We start from the raw sequence: 17,000 nt of genomic DNA on the forward strand, positions 1-17,000 counted from the left end.
GACGTAGATTACCTGTCCTGGCGAACCTCGCGACAATTGACCCACTGGCCGGAAAACTGTAACACGTTCTACACTCGCGAGTAGTGTCGCTCATTCGCGAGGAGGCCCCATGCCGGTCGCGCTCACCGAGGAACAGCTCGCCCTGGCCGAGGCGATCCACGCCTGGTCCGCGGCGCACCACCCGCGAGAGGCGGTGCGGGCCGGGGCCGGCGCCGGAATTCCCGCGGGCTTCGCCGGGCTCGGCCTCTTCGGCGTCGCGCTGCCCGAGGCGGCCGGTGGGGCCGGCGGCAGTGTCGCCGACCTCGCCGCCGGGCTCGCCGCGGCGGCGGAAGAACTCGTTCCCGGGCCGGTGCTGGGCACCGCGCTCGGCGGCCTCCTGCTCGCCGGCGCCCCCGACGCGAAGGAGCTCCTCCCGGCCCTCGCCGAGGGCGAAGCCACCGTCGCGGTGCTGCTCGACGCCGTGTCCCTCGAGGACGGCGTCAGCGGGCCCGTCCCCGGCGCGCACCCGGACGCCTGGCTGCTCGTCCCGGTCGACGGCGGCCACGTCCTGCTCGCGCCCGGCACGCCCGGCGTGACGGTCGAGCCCCTCGCCGCGTTCGACTTCTCGCGCCCGCTGGCACGCGTCCGGTTCTCGGGTGTCCGCGCCGAGCCGCTCGCCGTGCCGCCGGTCGCCCCGCTGACGGCGACCCTGGCGGCGGCCGAGGCGGCGGGCGTGGCGCGCCGCTGCCTGACCGTCGCGGTCGAGTACGCCGGAGTCCGCGAGCAGTTCGGCAAGCCCATCGGGGCGTTCCAGGCGATCAAGCACCTGTGCGCCGAGATGCTCTGCCGCGCCGAAGCCGCCGAAGCACTGGCCTGGGACGCGGCTTCCGGGCAGCACCCGCTTTCGGTGGCGAGCGCGGCCGTCGTCGCCCTCGACGCGGCCGTCGCCAACGCCAAGGACTGCGTCCAGGTCCTCGGCGGCATCGGGTTCACCTGGGAGCACGACGCGCACCTGTACCTGCGCCGGGCCGTGGCCCTGCGGCAGTGGCTCGGCGGGTCGTGGCGGCGGCGGGCGGCGTCGCTGGCGCTGTCGGGGACCGAGCGCGCGTTGAGCATCGACGTCGGTGACGACCCCGCGCTGCGGGAGGAGGTCGCGCGGATCGCCGCGCTGCCCGCTCGTGACCAGCGGGTCGCCTTGGCCGACGCCGGGTTGCTGGCGCCGCACTGGCCGGCGCCCTACGGCCGGGGTGCCGAGGCCGCGGAGCAGCTGCGGATCGACGCGGCGCTGGCGGCCGCCGGTGTCCACCGTCCGGACCTGGTGATCGGCGCGTGGGCGGTGCCGACGATCCTCGAGCACGGCGACGACGAGCAGCGCGCCCGGTTCGCCCGGCCCACCCTGCGCGGCGAGATCACGTGGTGCCAGCTGTTCAGCGAGCCCGGCGCCGGGTCCGACCTGGCCTCGCTGCGGACCTCGGCGCGGCGCGTCGACGGCGGCTGGCGGCTGTCCGGGCAGAAGGTGTGGACGTCGCTGGCCCGCGAAGCCGACTGGGGCATCTGCCTGGCCCGCACCGACCCGGACGCACCCCGGCACAAGGGCATCACGTACTTCCTGGTCGACATGCGCGCCGAGGGCATCACGACGCGGCCGCTGCGTGAGATCACCGGCGAGGCGGTGTTCAACGAGGTGTTCCTCGACGACGTGTTCGTGCCGGACGCCGACGTCGTCGGCCCGCCGGGCGGCGGCTGGCGCCTCGCGCGGACCACGCTGGCCAACGAGCGGGTGGCCATCGGCAGCGGGTCGGCGGTCGGCGAGAGCGTGCGAACCCTGGTGTCCACTGTGGACGCATCGGCGCTGGACGACGTCGCGCTGGACCGGCTCGGTTCCCTGGTGGCCGACGGCGTCGCGGGCTCGGTGCTGGACCTGCGGGCGGCGCTGCGCCGGCTCGCGGGCCAGGACCCGGGTGCCGAGTCGAGCGTCCGGAAACTGCTCGGGGTGCAGCACCGCCAGGACGTGGCGGAGTTCGCGCTTTCGCTGGCCGGCACGGCCGCCCTGCTCGCCGACGGCCCGGCCCAGCACGAATTCCTGCTGACCCGCTGCCTGTCGATCGCCGGCGGCACCACGCAGGTCCTGCGGTCCCTCACGGCGGAACGCCTGCTGGGCCTGCCCCGCGGCTGATGCCCCGCCAATCACGCGTGATGCCCGTCGGATCACGTGTGATGCCCGTCGGTGCACGGGTGGGTTGCGTTGCGCAACGGTGCGAACGGTCCGTTCGCGCCGCCGAGGGCAAAACTGTCGGGGTCGTGTTCTAGCGTTGCGGTCGTGGAGTTCAGCGCAGACACCCAGGCCACCTACCTCCCCGCGGATCCCCCGCGGGACGGGGTGCTGGCCCTGTGGGGCGACGACGTGGCCGGCGGGACCACGATCGAGCTCGTGCTGCCCCGCGGAGCCAAGTTCGCGCGGACGAAGGTCGAGGCCGAGCTGGTCCCGCTGGAGCGGGCGCTGCCACGGCTGTTGTCGGTGGGGGAGGAGGCCAGCCCGGCGGTGGCGGCGTGGTCGGCGGCCGTCAACGCGGGGGTGAACCTCGTCGCGCGGGGCCGGCTGCGCCCCGCTGCTTCACCGGGCGGGGCGGCGGCCTGGCGGATCGGCCCGCTGGACGCCGCCGACGAGGAGCTGCTGCGCGGGCTGGCCGGCGCCCTGCCACCGGAGGCGTACGCGCTGCCGTTGACGGGGCTGAAACGGATCCGCCTGCACTCGCCGGATTCCCTGGTCCGCGCCCTCTGGGACGCGACGGCCGACCTGCTGGTCCGCAGCCCGGCGGCCCCGGTCGGCGCGGGCGACCCGGCGTTCGCGGCCCGCGAACCGGCCCTGCTGGGCCCGGACGGCGCGGCGTGGCTCGAGGAACTGGAGGCCCGCGAACCCGGCGGCGTCCAGGTGCTGCTGCGGATCGAAGGCCTGGCCGACGATTCGTTCGCCGGCGTGCTGGCGGTCCGCAGCATGGCGGAGCCGAGCCTGGTGGTGGAGGCGGCCACGCTGTGGGACGCCCCCGACGCGGTCTTGAACCGCCTCGGCGACCAGGTGGAGACGCAGTTGCTGCTCGGCCTGCGCCGCGGCGCCCGGGCGTGGGCACCGCTGGGCCGGGTGCTGGCCCAGGCGACGCCCGCTTCGCTGCCGTTGTCCGACGAAGAGGTGGTCGACCTGCTCACCGACGGCGCCCGAGAACTGGGCGGCGCCGGCATCGAGGTGCTCTGGTCGAAGGGCCTGTTCGCGGGCGAGGTGAAGGCGAAGGCGAGCGCAACCCAGGCGCCGGCGAGCGTCACGGAGGCGGAGTTCGCGCTGAGGTCGCTGCTGGAGTTCCGCTGGCAGCTCAGCCTGGGCGGCGAGCAGCTGACGGAGGCGGAGGTGGCGGCGCTGGCCGAAGCCAAGCGGCCCCTGGTCCGCCTGCGCGGCCAATGGGTGCGCGTCGACCCGCAGCTGCTGGCCCGGGTTCGTGGGCGCACCCGCAAGCTGGAGGCGGGCGAGGCCCTGGCGGCGGCGTTGACGGGCGAGCTGGAGGTCGACGGCGAGCGGGTGGAGTTCGCGGCACCGCCGGCCCTGGGCGGGCTGGCATCGCGGATCCGGGACCGCGCGGAGTCCGTGGTGGAGCCACCACCGGGATTGCGGGCGACGCTGAGGCCGTACCAGCAGGCGGGACTGTCCTGGCTGGCCACGATGACGGGGCTGGGATTGGGCGCCTGCCTGGCCGACGACATGGGCCTGGGCAAGACGATCCAGCTGATAGCCCTCCACTTGCACCGGCGCGAGCTGGCAAGGGCGGAGGAGCCGAGGTGGGGCCCGGCCGAGGCAGCCGAGCTGCCATCGCAATCCGGCGAGGCCGGCCGGCGGGCGGTCGAGCCGCTGTCGGGGGTCGAGCTTGCTGCGGCCGAGCCGCCGTCATCTGGCGAGTCCGTCGCGGCCGGCGGCAGGGCAGCGCCTGCCCCTGGCGGTCCGCCCGCCGATGGCGAGGTGACGCCCCCGAGCAGCGAGTCCCGGCTGGTCGGCCGGGGCGTGCTGCCCGGCGACGCCGAGCTTTCTTCTCGCGGCGAGTCCCGGCCGTCCGGCCGCGGCGTGCCGCCCAGCGACGCCGAGCTTTCCGCCCGCGCCGAGCCTCAGCCGCCCGGCCGCGGCGTGCTGCCCGGCGACCCCGAGTTTTCCTCCCACGGCGAGCCCCAGCCGCCTGGCCACCACGTGCCATCCGCCGGTGCCGAGCCGCCGCCGGCCGAGTCCCCGCGAGCCGGCGGCGGGCCGACCCTCGTCCTCTGCCCCACCTCCCTCCTCGGCAACTGGGAGCGCGAGTTCGCCCGCTTCGCCCCCGAAATCCCCGTCCGCCGGTTCCACGGCGGCGGCCGTCACCTCGACGACCTCGCCCCCGACGAGGTCGTCCTCGCCACCTACGGCGTCCTCCGCCGCGACCGCGAAACCCTGTCCGAAGTGGACTGGGGGCTCGTCGCCGCCGATGAGGCGCAGCACGTCAAGAACCCGCTCTCCGCCACCGCCAAGGAACTGCGCAAGATTCCCGCGCAGGCCAAGGTCGCCCTCACCGGCACGCCCGTCGAGAACCGGCTCACCGAGCTGTGGTCCATTGTGGACTGGACAACCCCCGGCCTGCTCGGCCCGCTCGACCGCTTCCGCCGCACCGTCGCGCGGCCGATCGAACGCGACCGCGACAAGGCCGTCACCGAGCGGCTGGCCGCCACCGTCCGGCCGTTCCTGCTGCGGCGGCGCAAGTCCGACCCCGACATCGCCCCGGAACTGCCGGCCAAGACCGAGACCGACCGGTTCGTCCCGCTCACCGCCGAGCAGACCACGCTCTACGAAGCCGTCGTGCGCGAAAACCTCGCCGAAATCCGGGAAAAGCAGGGCGTCGAACGGCGCGGGCAGGTGCTGCGGCTGCTCACCGAGCTCAAGCAGATCTGCAACCACCCCGCGCAGTTCCTCAAAGAACCGCACGGCGCGCTCACCGGCCGCTCCGGCAAGCTCGCCGCGTTCGAGGAACTCCTCGACGTCATCCTCGACGAAGGCGAAAGCGTCCTGGTCTTCAGCCAGTACGTCCAGCTCTGCCGCCTGCTCGAACGGCGCCTCACCGATCGTGGCCTGCCCACCGAACTGCTCTCCGGCGACAGCTCCCCGGCGAAACGGCAGGACATGGTCGACCGGTTCCAGGCCGGCGAGATCCCCGTGTTCCTGCTCTCGCTCAAGGCGGGCGGCGTCGGGCTCAACCTCACCCGGGCCACCCACGTCATCCACTACGACCGCTGGTGGAACCCGGCGGTGGAAGACCAGGCCACCGACCGCGCGTACCGGATCGGGCAGGACAGGCCGGTCCAGGTGCACCGGCTGATCGCCGAGGGCACCCTCGAAGAGCGGATCGCGCAGGTCCTCGAAAAGAAACGGGGCCTCGCCGAGTCGATCGTCGGCGCCGGGGAGGACTGGATCACCGAACTGTCCGACGACGAGCTCGCCGACCTCGTCCGGCTCGGGAGCGGGTGATGCCACCGAGGCGGAACTTCGGCACGACGTGGTGGGGCCGCGCCTGGGTCGATGCCCTCGAACAACGCGCGAAGCTCGACCCGAACCGGCTGCCCCGCGGACGGACGTACGCGCGCAAGGGCACCGTCAGCGAGCTGCACTTCGGCGCCGGCGAGATGACGGCGAGGGTGCGCGGCAGCCGCCCGACGCCGTACAAGGTCACGATCACGATGCGCACCTTCACCGAAGGCGAATGGGACACGCTGCTCGGCGTGGTCGGCACCCGCCTCGGCCACGCGGCGGCGCTGCTCGACGGCGAACTGCCGGGCGCGCTCACCGAACAGGCGCGCGAAGCGGGCGTCGACCTGCTGCCAGGCCCGGGCGACCTGCGGCCGCGGTGCTCATGCCCGGATTCGGCGAACCCGTGCAAGCACGTCGCCGCGGTGTACTACCTGGTCGCCGACGAGGTCGACCGCGACCCGTTCACGCTGTTCCTGCTGCGCGGCCGCCCACGCGCGGACGTCCTGGCCGAGCTGCGGGCCCGCCGCTCGCCGGCCCGCGGCGAGAAACCGAAGCTCCCGAAACGCGCGGACGAAGGCCTGACACCCCGCGCGGCCTACGCGCGACGCCCGGGCGCGATCCCGCCCTTGCCCCCGCCGCCGCGAGTCCCGGGGCCGCCGGCGGTCCTGGACCTCGACCCACCCCCGGCCACGGGCTGGACGGCGGCGGCGCTGTCGGCCCTCGCGGCGGACGCGGCCTCCCTGGCCCGCGACCTCCTGGCCATCGGTCCGACGGCGGCAGAGCTGACGTTCGAGGAAGACCTGGCCCGCCGCGCTGCGGGCCGTTCCGGCACCGAAATCACCACCCTGGCCACGGCGGCAGCTGTGTCCCCGCGCGATCTGGCCCGCTGGGCCGAAGCCTGGCGCGAAGCCGGCCGCGGTGGCTTGGCCGCACTGCGCGAAAGCTGGCAACCCGGCCCGGGTCCGCTCGCCGAAGCGCAGGAAATCCTGGCCGATGCGGGTCTGCCGGGTAAGCCGAAAGTCTGGCGAAACCGTTTGACGCATGGAGAACTGCAACTGCGCTTCGGTCGTGACGCGCGTTGGTACCGCTTCGTCCGTAAGGGTACGGAGTGGTGCCTCGACGGCCCATCGGCGGTTAGTCCGCTGGATCTTGTTTATTGACCCACGCGTTTCGGGTTTTCCATTGGGTGGCTGGGTTTCATGCACGGCTTCGCCGTGGCGTGGGAAATCGGCGCTCCAGGGGTTGCGTCGCGTCGTGGGTTGGCAGCGCCGATTCCCCACGCTTCGGTTGCCCTGCCGGACTTTCCGGTGTTCTCGGGTGCGGACAGCGGCTTTACCTTTTGTTCCCACCGTATCGAGTGATGACCCTGTGTTCGATCGCCGGTAGCTTGGAGACATGACCAACGACGCGACCCAGTCCCCCGAGGCGGTGGCTCTCGTCGACCGCCTCGGCGAACTTGTCGCGCGCATGCGGTCCGCCGAGGCCGAACTTGGCGCGGTGCTGGTGGAAATCGAGCAGCGGGGTGTGATGGAGCTGTTCGGCTACCGCTCCGCCGCCCGGCTTATGGAGCACCTCGCCGATGAGCCGAAGCCGGCTACGGAACGGTTGATCAAACGCGCCCGTCTGCTCAACCCCGGCCGGAATCTCGACGGCAGTCCCATTCCTGCCTTGGCTCCCGCGACCGGTGTTGCTGCTCGGGCGGGGCGGTTGAGCAACCCGATGATCGACGTGATCACCTCGGTGCTGGCCCAGGTTCCGCCCGAGCATTGCGTGAGCGCCGAGGCCACCCTGCTGGCATTCGCTGAGGAGGCCGGGCACAAGCAGGTCGCCGCCCTCGGTGCCCGCATCCTCGCCCACCTCGTCCCCGACGGGCCCGCCCCCGACGACACCGAACCCGTGGTTCCCACCCGGGAGCTGTTCCTGCGCCGCAAAAGAACCGGGATCTGGGAGCTGAGTGGCCGGTTCGATGATGAGACCGGCACCCGCGCCCACGCATTGTTGGATGCTTTGGCCGAGCGTCGCACCGGGGATGAGGGTCCCGACTTCCGCACCGCCCCGCAGCGTTACGGGGATGCGTTCTCCGATGCCGTCGACCTGGCTCTGAATTCTCCGGAGTTGCCGATGCAGGCCGGGGAACGAGCCCACGTCATGGTCGCCGTGTCGTTGGAGGACCTGAAGTCCGGTGTTGGCAAGGCGACCCTTGGCGATACCGGGACGATGACGGCGGCCGAAGCGCGGGTGCATGCCTGCGACGCAATGATCATCCCCGCCGTGCTGGGCGACAAGAGCGAACCGCTAAATCTCGGTCGCCTCCGCCGTCTGATCTCCGCCGGGTTGCGTCGAGCGTTGTTCCTCCGGGATCGGGGTTGTGCGTTCCCGGGGTGTCATCGTCCGCCCCGGCATTGTCAAGGTCATCACATCCGGCACTGGGCAGACGGCGGCCCCACCGATCTCACCAACCTGGTGCTGATGTGCGCCCACCATCACCGGTTGCTGCACCGCTCGGGCTGGGAAGTCCGCATCGGCGCCGACGGCCTCCCCGAATTCCTCCCACCAGTGTTCATCGACCCACGCCGAAAGCCCAGGCGCAACAATCTCCACGAACCACTGCCATTCGCAGCCTGAACACGGGAAAGGCCCGCAGCCACACGGCTACGGGCCCACACCCGCGCCGTCGGACCCGCCGCGGCTACGACTCTCGGCCTTCCAGGCGTTGTACGTGTGATCCAGGAACCGAGCCACTCCGCGGACCACGTGCGCCGAGCGCACCGAAGTGAACACATCGAACGCGTGCTGCGCCCCCGCCAGCTCCGCATACGCCACCGGCTGCCGCGACTTCTCCCGCAACCGCCGGACGAACTCGCGCGCTTCCCGCACCGGCACCAGTGAGTCGTCCCGGCCGTGGATCACGAAGAACGGCGGTGCGTCCGACGTGATCCGGTCCAACGGGGACGCCGCGATGTAGTCGTCCAAGTGGGCCACCGGGTCGCGGTCCGGTGCGAACACCCGTCTCGCGATCAAGCTCTCCAGCCGGTACTTGCTCGCCGGTGCCCCGGACGTCGCCGCGAAGTCGTACACGCCGTAGTGCGGGACGCACGCCTGGATGCTCGTGTCCACGTCCTCGAACGACGGCTGCAACGCCGGGTCGTTCTGGGACAACGCCAGCAACGCCGACAGGTGCCCGCCCGCCGAGCCGCCCGTCACCGCCACGAACCGCGGGTCGCCGCCGTACGAAGCGATCGAAGTGCGGATCCACGCCAATGCCTGCTTCGCCGCGATGATGTGTGCCGGCCAGCGGTGCGCCGGCGACAACGGGTAGTTGATCGCGACGCACACCCAGCCCCGGCGGGCCAGGTAGCGCATCAGCGGCCTGCCCTGCTCCTCCTTGTTGCCGATCACCCACGCGCCGCCGTGGACCTGCAGCAGCACCGGTGCACCCGAAACGTCCGAATTGGGCCGGTACACGTCCAGCAGGAACCGCTTGCCGCCCGGGGCATAGGCGATGTTGCGGTCGACCCGGACGTCCGGGGCGCCCATCCGGAACGGCAGCGCCAGCTCACCCCACGGCAGGCCCAGGTCGGACCGGCCCAGCTCCGAGGCGTAGTCGTCGCCCAAGGCCGACGTCAGCGCGTTCTCGATCTCCTCGCGGGCGCCGTGGCCGGTGCGGATCAGCGCGGCCAGCCCGGCGGCGGACGCGGCCGCCATCGCCAGGCCCGCCTTCGTCGATCGGTCGCGGACGCCGTGGCGGGCCACGTGCACCGCGGCGTCCGCCGCCGTCAACGCCAGGAGCTGGGGCGCCAGCTCGCCGGTCAGCCAGCCGGCGAAGAACACCGGGATCGTCGTGGACCGCGCCCGCAGCGGGCGGAGCGCGTTGGCGGTGAGACCGAGCTGGACCGCGCGACGGATCAGGAAATTCGGCTGCACCACCGCGATGGTACCGGCGAGTAGGGTGACGCGCCGCTCACCGGACGTGGCCTACCCTGGCCCCATGCAGAGATTGAGCGGCCTCGACGCGAGCTTCCTCTACCTCGAGACGTCGTCGCAGGTTCTGCACGTCTGCGGGCTGCTCATCCTGGACGGCGACACCGTCCCGGGCGGCTACACCTTCGCGAAGCTGCAGGAGAAACTCGACGAGCGGGTCCGGCTGATCCCGGCGTTCCGCCGCAAACTGCACAACCCGCTCTGGAACCTCAGCCACCCCGTGTGGGTCGAAGACGAGGAGTTCGACCTCGACCACCACGTGCACCGCATCGGCGTGCCCGCGCCCGGCGACCGCGCCGAGCTGGCCGAGCTGTGCGCGCACATCGCCGGGCAGCAGCTCGACCGCGCCCACCCGCTGTGGCAGCTGTACGTCATCGAGGGACTCGCCGACGGCCGGCTCGCCGTGCTGCTCAAGATGCACCACGCCAGCGTCGACGGCGTGAGCGGCGCCAGCCTGATCACCTACCTGGCCGGCCTCGAGCCCGACGGGCCGATGCCGGAGATCGCCGAACAGCGCAACGGCGGGCTGCCGTCGCCGCTCGACCTGGTCCGCTCCGGGGTCGAGAACGTCGTGAAACGACCCGCCGAGGTCGTGCGGCTGCTGCCCGACCTCCTCGGGCTGGTGCCACGCTGGGTCGGGCGGGCGTTGCGGGGCAAGGGAATGCCGGTCCCGTTCACCGCGCCGCGGACGTCGCTGAACGGCACGATCACCGGGCACCGCAGCGTCGCCTTCGCCCAGCTCGACCTCGATGACATCAAAGACGTCAAGAACGCCTTCGGCGTCACGGTGAACGACGTCGTGCTGGCGCTCGTCGCCGGCGCGCTGCGGGAGTTCCTCGCCGCGCGCGGCGAGCTGCCGGACGACCCGCTGGTGGCGACCGTCCCGGTCTCGGTGCACGACCGCACCGAACGCGAGCACGGCAGCAACAAGGTCTCGGCCTTCTTCGCCTCCCTGCCGACGCACCTGGCCGACCCGGCCGCGCGCGTGTTCTTCCTCGCCGAGGCCAACCGGCGCGCGAAGGACCACCACCACGAGATCGACGCCGACATGCTGCAGGACTGGGCGCAGTTCTCGGCCGCGACGGCGTTCGGGCTCGCCGTGCGCGCGTACTCGGCGTTGCGACTGGCCGAGAAACACCCGGTCGTGCACAACCTGGTCGTCTCCAACGTGCCCGGGCCGCCGATGCCGCTGTACTTCCTGGGCGCGCGGATCACCGGCTTCTACCCGCTCGGCCCGGTCTTCCACGGCGCCGGGCTGAACGTCACGGTGCTGTCCAACGCGGGAAAGGTGCACGTCGGCCTGCTCGGCGCGCGGGAACTGGTCAAGGACCTGTGGCCGCTCGCCGACGCGCTCCCGGACGCCCTCGCCGAGCTGCTCAAGGCCGCGGGCTGAGCAGCACGACCGGGATCTCCCGCTCGGTCCACGCCTGGTACTTCGCGAAGTCCGCGTACAGCTCGACCAGCCGCGGCCACAGCTCCGCGCGCTCGTCCGGCCCGGCCACCCGCGCCCGGACCGGAACGCCACGCCGGCCCTTGAGGTGGATGCGCGTTTCGGGGTGCGCCAGCAGGTTGTGGTACCACTGCGGGTGCCGCGGCAGCCCGCCCTGCGAGCCGACGATGACGACGTCGTCGCCGGAGCGCAGGTACAGCAGCGGGGTGGTGAACAGCCGCCCGGACCTGCGGCCGCGGTGCTCCAGCAGCAGCGTCGGCACCGGCTTGCGGAATCCCGCCCCGAGCCGCCACGTGCTGCCGACCCGGCCGCCGGTCAGCTTGAAGACGGCTACCTGCGCCTTCGCCATGTACTTCATGGCCTTCGCCGTCACGGGCGAGTCGAGGCCGTCGGGCTTGGAGTCGGGCAGGCTGAAGCGTCCCATCATGGCTTCCTTCCTCGGAGGGATCCGACCGCGGCGAGCAGGGCGGGCACCCAGCGGTCGGCGGCCAGCACACAGGCGGCGTGCCCGGCCGCGACCTCGTAGGTCGCCGCGCCGGGGATGTGGCGGGCCAGCGACCGCTGGTGGGCGGGGGCGATGAACCGGTCCCGGGCGGTCACCACGACCGCGGCCGGCAGCCGCAGGGTGTGCAGCCACGGCCTCGAGTCGAACCGGCCGATCTCGTCGACGGCGACCGCGATCGCCCACGGCGTGGTCGACCGGAACTCCCGCAGCCCCCACCGGCGGTCGGCGAGCCGTTCGCGGGGGAGCGCGGCCGGCGGTGGCACGCGCTCGCGCAGCCGCCGCAGCGTCCGGCCGAAGACGTCGAGGGCGACGCGCTGGCGCAGCCCGCGGCCGAAGTGGCCCGCGGTCGAGCACAGCACCAGCCCGGTAACACGTTCTGGTTCGGCGCGCGCCACGAGCTGTCCCACCAGCCCGCCCATCGAGTACCCGGCGACGGCGAACCGGCCGATGCCGAGTGCGTCCGCGACGGCGGTGACGTCGGCGGCGCAGTCGGCGAGCCGGAACTGCGGGGACCGGATGCCGCGGCCGTGCCACCGCTGGTCGAACACGACGACGCGGTGGTCGCGAGCCAGCCGGGGCAGCGCCGGATACCAGGTCAGCAGGCCCGTGCAGGCCACCGAATGCAGCAGGAAGAGCGCGGGCGCGTCCCGCGGGCCGACGTCGGTGACGACGGTCCGGCCGCGCCCCGGCAGGTCGAGGGGCACCGGGTCGGGCACGCCGGCGGTCGGCGGCACGGTGATCAGCCGCCGTCTCCCCGCCATTGCGCCACCCCCGGGGTTGCCGTGCCGACCCTTTCCGGTTAAGACTAGAACAGGTTTCACTATTGCGCCCGATCCGGAGGACAGGCGTGGACTTCGCCCTTGACGAAACGCAGACCGAGATCGCCGCTCTCGCCGCGAAGGTGCTCGGGTCGCCGGACGACCCCTGGCGCGCCCTGGCGGCTTCGGGCCTGCTCGCCCTGGCCCTGCCCCCGGAGCTGGAAGGCGACGGCCTGGGCGTCGCGGAGGTCGCCCAAGTGCTCACCGAGGTCGGCCGGGCCGCCGCGCCGGTGCCCGCGTACCCGGCGCTCGCCCTCGGCGTCCTGCCGATCGAGTCGCTCGGCACGCCCGCCCAGCGCGCGGAGCTGCTGCCGCCGGTCGCGGCCGGGGACGCGCTGCTCACCGCGGCCCTGCACGAGCCGTCCGCGCCGCTGGTCGCCGAGCCCGCCGCGACCGCGCGGCCGCGCGACGGGAAGTGGCTGGTCAGCGGCGTCAAGACCGCCGTCCCGTACGCCGGCGGCGCCACCCGGATCCTCACCCCGGTGTCCACCGCGCACGGCAGCGCCGTTTACCTCGTCGACCCGCGCGCCGACGGCGTCACGCTCGTCCCGACGCCCACTTCGGCCGGGACACCGGAATTCACCGTCTGCCTCGACGACGTCGCCGTCGAGGAAACCGACCTGCTCTTCGACCGCGGCGCGGTCGCGGCCCTGCACCGGTTCGCGCTGGCCGGCGCCCTCGCCCTCGGCGACGGCCTCCTGGCCGGGGCGCTGGCGCTGACCGTGAAGCACGTCGGCGAGCGCACCCAGTTCGGCCGGCCCCTCTCCGCCTTCCAGGCCGTGGCGGGCCAGATCGCCGACGTCTACGTGGCCGCGCGGACCGTGCACCTCGCCGTGACGTCGGCGGTGTGGCGGCTGGCTTCGGGGCTCGACGCGGACGCCGAACTGGACGTCGCCGCCTACTGGTTCGCCGCGCAGGCCCCGCAAGCGCTGGCCACCTGCCACCACCTGCACGGCGGTGTCGGCGTCGACGAAACCTATCCGCTGCACCGGTATTCGTCGGCGGTCAAGGATCTCGGCCGGGCGCTCGGCGGGGCCGCGCACCGGCTCGGCCGGCTCGGCGAACGAGTGGCGGGGTGAACCGATGCACGTCGAACTGACTTCCGCGCAACGGCAGCTGCGGGCCGAGCTGCGCGAATACTTCGCCGGCCTGATCAGCCCCGAGGAACGCCGGGCGATGCGGCGCGAGCGGCACGGGCCGGTGTTCCGCGAGATCGTCCGCCGGATGGGCCGCGACGGCCGGCTCGGCGTCGGCTGGCCGGTCGAATACGGCGGCCAGGGCTTCGGCGGGATCGAACAGCACCTGTTCGTCGACGAGGCCGCGCGCGCCGACGTCCAGCTGCCGTCGGTGACGCTGCAGACGGTCGGGCCGACGCTGCAGGAGTTCGGCACCGAGGAACAGAAGGCCTTCTTCCTGCCGAAGATCCTGGCGGGGGAGATCCACTTCGCGATCGGCTACAGCGAACCGGAAGCGGGGACCGACCTCGCCGCCCTGCGCACGACGGCGGTGCGCGACGCCGACGAATACGTCGTCAACGGCCAGAAGATCTTCACCACCGGCGGGCACGATGCCGACTACATCTGGCTCGCCGTGCGGACCGCCCCGGGCGCGCCGAGGCACAAGGGCATCTCGATCCTCATCGTCGACACACGCGACCCCGGTTATTCGTGGACGCCGATCATTACCTGCGACGGCGCCCACCACGTCAACGCCACGTACTACTCGGACGTCCGCGTGCCGGCGAACCGCCTGGTGGGCACCGAAAACGCGGGCTGGCGGCTGATCACGACGCAGCTCAACCACGAACGCGTCATGCTCGGGCCGGCCGGGCGGATCGGCGGCCTGTACGACCGCGTGCGTGCCTGGGCGGACGCGCACGGCCTGCTGGACCTCGCCGACGTGCGGGCCGTGCTCGCCGAGGCGCTGGCCGTGACCCGCGTCAACGAGCTGCTGAACTGGCAGGTCGCGGTGTCCTCGGCGAGCGCGCCGGTGGGCGTCGCGGACGCGTCGGCGACCAAGGTGTTCAGCTCGGAAGCCATCCAGCGGATCGGCCGGAACCTGGAAGAGATCGTCGGGCGCCACGGCGACCTGGCCGACCCGGACACCGCCGAACTCGCCGAATGGCTCGACGTCACCGCGAAGCGCAACATCGTGCTGACCTTCGGCGGTGGCGTCAGCGAAATCCAACGGGAGCTGATCGCCTCGATCGGCCTGGGCCTGCCGAGGGTGCCACGATGACCATCGAAGAAGCCGCCGCGGAGATCGCCGCGCGCGGGGAATGCGCCCCACGCCTGGCCCGCGACCCCGTCAACCAGGCCATGGTGAACAACTGGGTCGAGGCGATCGGGGACCGCAACCCGGTCTACACCGACCCGGAGTTCGCCGCCGCGAGCGTCCACAAGGGACTGGTCGCGCCGCCGGCGATGGCCCAGGTGTGGACGATGGGCGGCCTGAACGTCCCGCGCGGCTCCGACGACCCCCTCGGCCTGATGATGGAGCTCCTGGACGAAGCCGGGTTCACCTCCGTCGTCGCGACGAACTCCGAGCAGACGTACCACCGCTACCTGCGGCCCGGGGAGCAGGTCGAGGCGCGGACGCGGCTGGAGGACGTCGTCGGCCCCAAGAAGACCGCCCTGGGTGAGGGCTGGTTCGTCACCACGCGGATGACCTGGTACGTCGGGGACGAGGCCGTCGCCGAGATGATGTTCCGGGTGCTCAAGTTCCGGCCACCCGCGCCGAAGCCGGCGCCGGCGCCGGTGCTCCGGCCGGTGATCAGCCGGGACACGGAGTTCTTCTGGGCCGGCCTTCGCGAGGGTGAGCTGCGGATCCAGCGCTGGGGCGAGACGCTGCGGCACCCGCCGGGGCCGATGCCGCCCGACGGCTCGCTGGACACCAAGCCCGACTACGTCGTCGCCAGTGGCCGGGGAACCGTGTACTCCTACGTCGTGCATCACCACCCGGCGGTGCCGGGCAAGCGGCTGCCGTTCGTGGTGGCGCTGGTGGAACTCGAAGAAGGGGTTCGTGTCATGGCCGAGCTGCTGGACGCGGCGCCGGAGGAGGTCCACATCGGACTGCCGGTGGTCGCGGCGTTCGTCAAAGTGGATGACGACTTGACCCTGCCCGCGTGGAAGGTGGCCCGATGACCGTCGCCGAAGGGACCGAGCTGCCCCCGCTGACGATCGAGGCGACGCCGACGTTCGTCGTCAGCACGGCGCTGGCGACCCGCGACTTCCAGGACGTCCACCACGACCGCGACGCGGCCGTGGCCCGCGGCTCGAAGGACATCTTCCTCAACATCCTCACCGACACGGGCCTCGTGCAGCGGTTCGTCTCGGAGTGGGCCGGCCCCGAGGCGCTGATCCGGTCGATCAAGATCCGGCTCGGCGTGCCCTGCTACGCCTACGACACGCTGACGTTCACCGGCCGGGTGGTTTCCCGCGACGGCAACGACGTCGTGGTGTCCGTGTCCGGTGTGGACAGTCTCGGCGAGCACGTCGCCGGGACGGTGGCGGTGACCCTGCCGTGACGCTTCCGGGCAAGGCGGCGATCGCCGGGATCGGCGCGACGGAGTTCTCGAAGGACTCCGGGCGCAGCGAACTGCGGCTCGCGGCCGAATGCATCTCCCACGCACTGGCCGACGCCGGCCTGACGCCGTCCGATGTGGACGGTCTGGTGTCGTTCACCATGGACGGCAACGCGGAGATCGCGGTGGCGCGCGAACTCGGTATCCCCGAGCTGAAGTTCTTCAGCCGGATCCACTACGGCGGCGGTGCGGCGGCGGCGACCGTGCAGCAGGCCGCGATGGCGGTGGCGACCGGCGTCGCGGACGTCGTCGTCGCCTACCGGGCGTTCAACGAGCGGTCCGGGCACCGGTTCGGCCAGGTGTCGTCCGCGGCGGCGGGCCAGGTCAACTCCTCGGGCGTGGACAACGCGTTCCACTACCCGATGGGCATCGCGACCCCGGCGGCGACGGTGGCCATGGTCGCGCGGCGGTACCTCCACGACTACGGCGCGACGAGCGAGGACTTCGGCCGCGTCGCCGTGATCGACCGCAAGCACGCGGCGACCAACCCGAACGCGTGGTTTCACGAGCGGCCCATCACCCTGGCGGAGCACCAGGCGTCGCGCTGGGTGGCCGAGCCACTGCACCTGCTCGACTGCTGCCAGGAAAGCGACGGCGGGGTCGCGCTGGTCGTCACCAGCGTTTCGCGCGCACGCGACCTGGCCCGCAAGCCGGCGGTGATCGCGGCGGCGGCGCAGGGGAGCGGGCCGGACCAGTACGTGATGACCAGCTACTACCGCGACGACCTGGCCGCGCTGCCGGAGATGGGCGTCGTGGGCAGGCAGCTGTGGGGCCAGTCGGGCCTGGGACCGTCCGATGTGGACGTCGCGGTGCTCTACGACCACTTCACGCCGTATGTCCTGATGCAGCTGGAGGAACTGGGGTTCTGCGGCCGCGGCGAGGCGAAGGACTTCATCGCCGACGGCGCCCTGGAGCTCGACGGCGCGTTGCCGCTCAACCCGCACGGCGGTCAGCTCGGCGAGGCGTACATCCACGGGATGAACGGCATCGCGGAGGGTGTCCGCCAGATCCGCGGCACGGCGGCCAACCAGGTCGCGGGCGCGGCCCGGGTGCTGGTCACGGCGGGCACGGGTGTGCCCACCAGCGGGCTCATCCTGACGGGTGACTGAGTGTCACCTCAATGACGGCTGGTGCCGGGCCGACGTGGGTGTCACGGT

General features: G+C 72.6%; 13 protein-coding genes. 10 read left to right on the plus strand and 3 right to left on the minus strand.

Features of this window, described 5'->3' with window-relative positions; genetic code table 11:
- Positions 1 to 109 precede the first annotated feature (109 nt).
- The 4 genes from I4Q55_RS26750 to I4Q55_RS26765 all read left to right on the plus strand — a co-directional run bounded on the left by I4Q55_RS26750 (position 110) and on the right by I4Q55_RS26765 (position 8,131).
- The gene (locus I4Q55_RS26750) at positions 110 to 2,155 is read left to right on the plus strand and encodes an acyl-CoA dehydrogenase family protein (RefSeq protein WP_206791421.1); all 2,046 of its coding nucleotides are present in this window, start codon (positions 110 to 112) and stop codon (positions 2,153 to 2,155) included.
- Between the two features lie 144 nt (positions 2,156 to 2,299).
- Complete coding sequence (locus I4Q55_RS26755) at positions 2,300 to 5,506, plus strand: DEAD/DEAH box helicase (RefSeq protein ID WP_206791422.1); 3,207 nt, start codon at positions 2,300 to 2,302, stop codon at positions 5,504 to 5,506.
- Complete coding sequence (locus I4Q55_RS26760) at positions 5,506 to 6,666, plus strand: SWIM zinc finger family protein (RefSeq protein ID WP_206791425.1); 1,161 nt, start codon at positions 5,506 to 5,508, stop codon at positions 6,664 to 6,666. The genes I4Q55_RS26755 and I4Q55_RS26760 overlap by 1 nt, the downstream gene beginning before the upstream one ends.
- Positions 6,667 to 6,901: 235 nt before the next feature.
- Positions 6,902 to 8,131, plus strand: coding sequence for an HNH endonuclease signature motif containing protein (locus I4Q55_RS26765; RefSeq protein ID WP_206791427.1), 1,230 nt, complete (start codon positions 6,902 to 6,904; stop codon positions 8,129 to 8,131).
- Between the two features lie 27 nt (positions 8,132 to 8,158).
- On the opposite strand, the gene I4Q55_RS26770 is transcribed toward I4Q55_RS26765, so the two are convergent.
- Positions 8,159 to 9,430, minus strand: coding sequence for an alpha/beta hydrolase (locus I4Q55_RS26770; protein ID WP_206791429.1), 1,272 nt, complete (start codon positions 9,428 to 9,430; stop codon positions 8,159 to 8,161).
- A 64-nt stretch (positions 9,431 to 9,494) separates the two neighbouring features.
- Between I4Q55_RS26770 and I4Q55_RS26775 the strand changes: the two genes are divergently transcribed.
- Positions 9,495 to 10,880, plus strand: a complete 1,386-nt coding sequence (locus I4Q55_RS26775; protein ID WP_206791431.1) for a wax ester/triacylglycerol synthase family O-acyltransferase — start codon at positions 9,495 to 9,497, stop codon at positions 10,878 to 10,880.
- Here I4Q55_RS26775 and I4Q55_RS26780 read toward each other — a convergent pair.
- Together I4Q55_RS26780 and I4Q55_RS26785 are read right to left on the minus strand one after the other, a co-directional pair.
- The gene (locus I4Q55_RS26780; RefSeq protein WP_206791433.1) at positions 10,864 to 11,361 is read right to left on the minus strand and encodes a nitroreductase family deazaflavin-dependent oxidoreductase; all 498 of its coding nucleotides are present in this window, start codon (positions 11,359 to 11,361) and stop codon (positions 10,864 to 10,866) included. The genes I4Q55_RS26775 and I4Q55_RS26780 overlap by 17 nt on opposite strands.
- Positions 11,361 to 12,203: an alpha/beta fold hydrolase gene (locus I4Q55_RS26785; RefSeq protein WP_206791435.1), complete on the minus strand. Its 843-nt coding sequence runs from the start codon at positions 12,201 to 12,203 to the stop codon at positions 11,361 to 11,363. The genes I4Q55_RS26780 and I4Q55_RS26785 overlap by 1 nt, the downstream gene beginning before the upstream one ends.
- A gap of 86 nt (positions 12,204 to 12,289) precedes the next feature.
- Between I4Q55_RS26785 and I4Q55_RS26790 the strand changes: the two genes are divergently transcribed.
- From I4Q55_RS26790 to I4Q55_RS26810, 5 genes are read left to right on the plus strand one after another with little or no spacing between them, the layout of a single operon-like run.
- Positions 12,290 to 13,339: an acyl-CoA dehydrogenase family protein gene (locus I4Q55_RS26790; protein ID WP_206791437.1), complete on the plus strand. Its 1,050-nt coding sequence runs from the start codon at positions 12,290 to 12,292 to the stop codon at positions 13,337 to 13,339.
- 4 nt (positions 13,340 to 13,343) lie between these two features.
- Positions 13,344 to 14,498 carry an acyl-CoA dehydrogenase family protein gene (locus tag I4Q55_RS26795; protein WP_206791440.1) on the plus strand — a complete coding sequence of 385 codons (1,155 nt, stop codon included), beginning with the start codon at positions 13,344 to 13,346 and terminating at the stop codon, positions 14,496 to 14,498.
- Complete coding sequence (locus tag I4Q55_RS26800) at positions 14,495 to 15,403, plus strand: bifunctional MaoC family dehydratase N-terminal/OB-fold nucleic acid binding domain-containing protein (protein WP_206791442.1); 909 nt, start codon at positions 14,495 to 14,497, stop codon at positions 15,401 to 15,403. Before I4Q55_RS26795 ends, I4Q55_RS26800 begins: the two co-directional genes overlap by 4 nt.
- On the plus strand, positions 15,400 to 15,786 hold the full coding sequence (locus I4Q55_RS26805; RefSeq protein WP_206791444.1) for a MaoC family dehydratase: 387 nt from the start codon (positions 15,400 to 15,402) through the stop codon (positions 15,784 to 15,786). Before I4Q55_RS26800 ends, I4Q55_RS26805 begins: the two co-directional genes overlap by 4 nt.
- Positions 15,783 to 16,952, plus strand: a complete 1,170-nt coding sequence (locus tag I4Q55_RS26810) for a lipid-transfer protein (RefSeq protein ID WP_206791446.1) — start codon at positions 15,783 to 15,785, stop codon at positions 16,950 to 16,952. The genes I4Q55_RS26805 and I4Q55_RS26810 overlap by 4 nt, the downstream gene beginning before the upstream one ends.
- The last annotated feature ends 48 nt before the right edge of the window (positions 16,953 to 17,000 follow it).

This window comes from Amycolatopsis sp. MtRt-6 (genome assembly GCF_017308975.1).
GTDB lineage: Bacteria > Actinomycetota > Actinomycetes > Mycobacteriales > Pseudonocardiaceae > Amycolatopsis.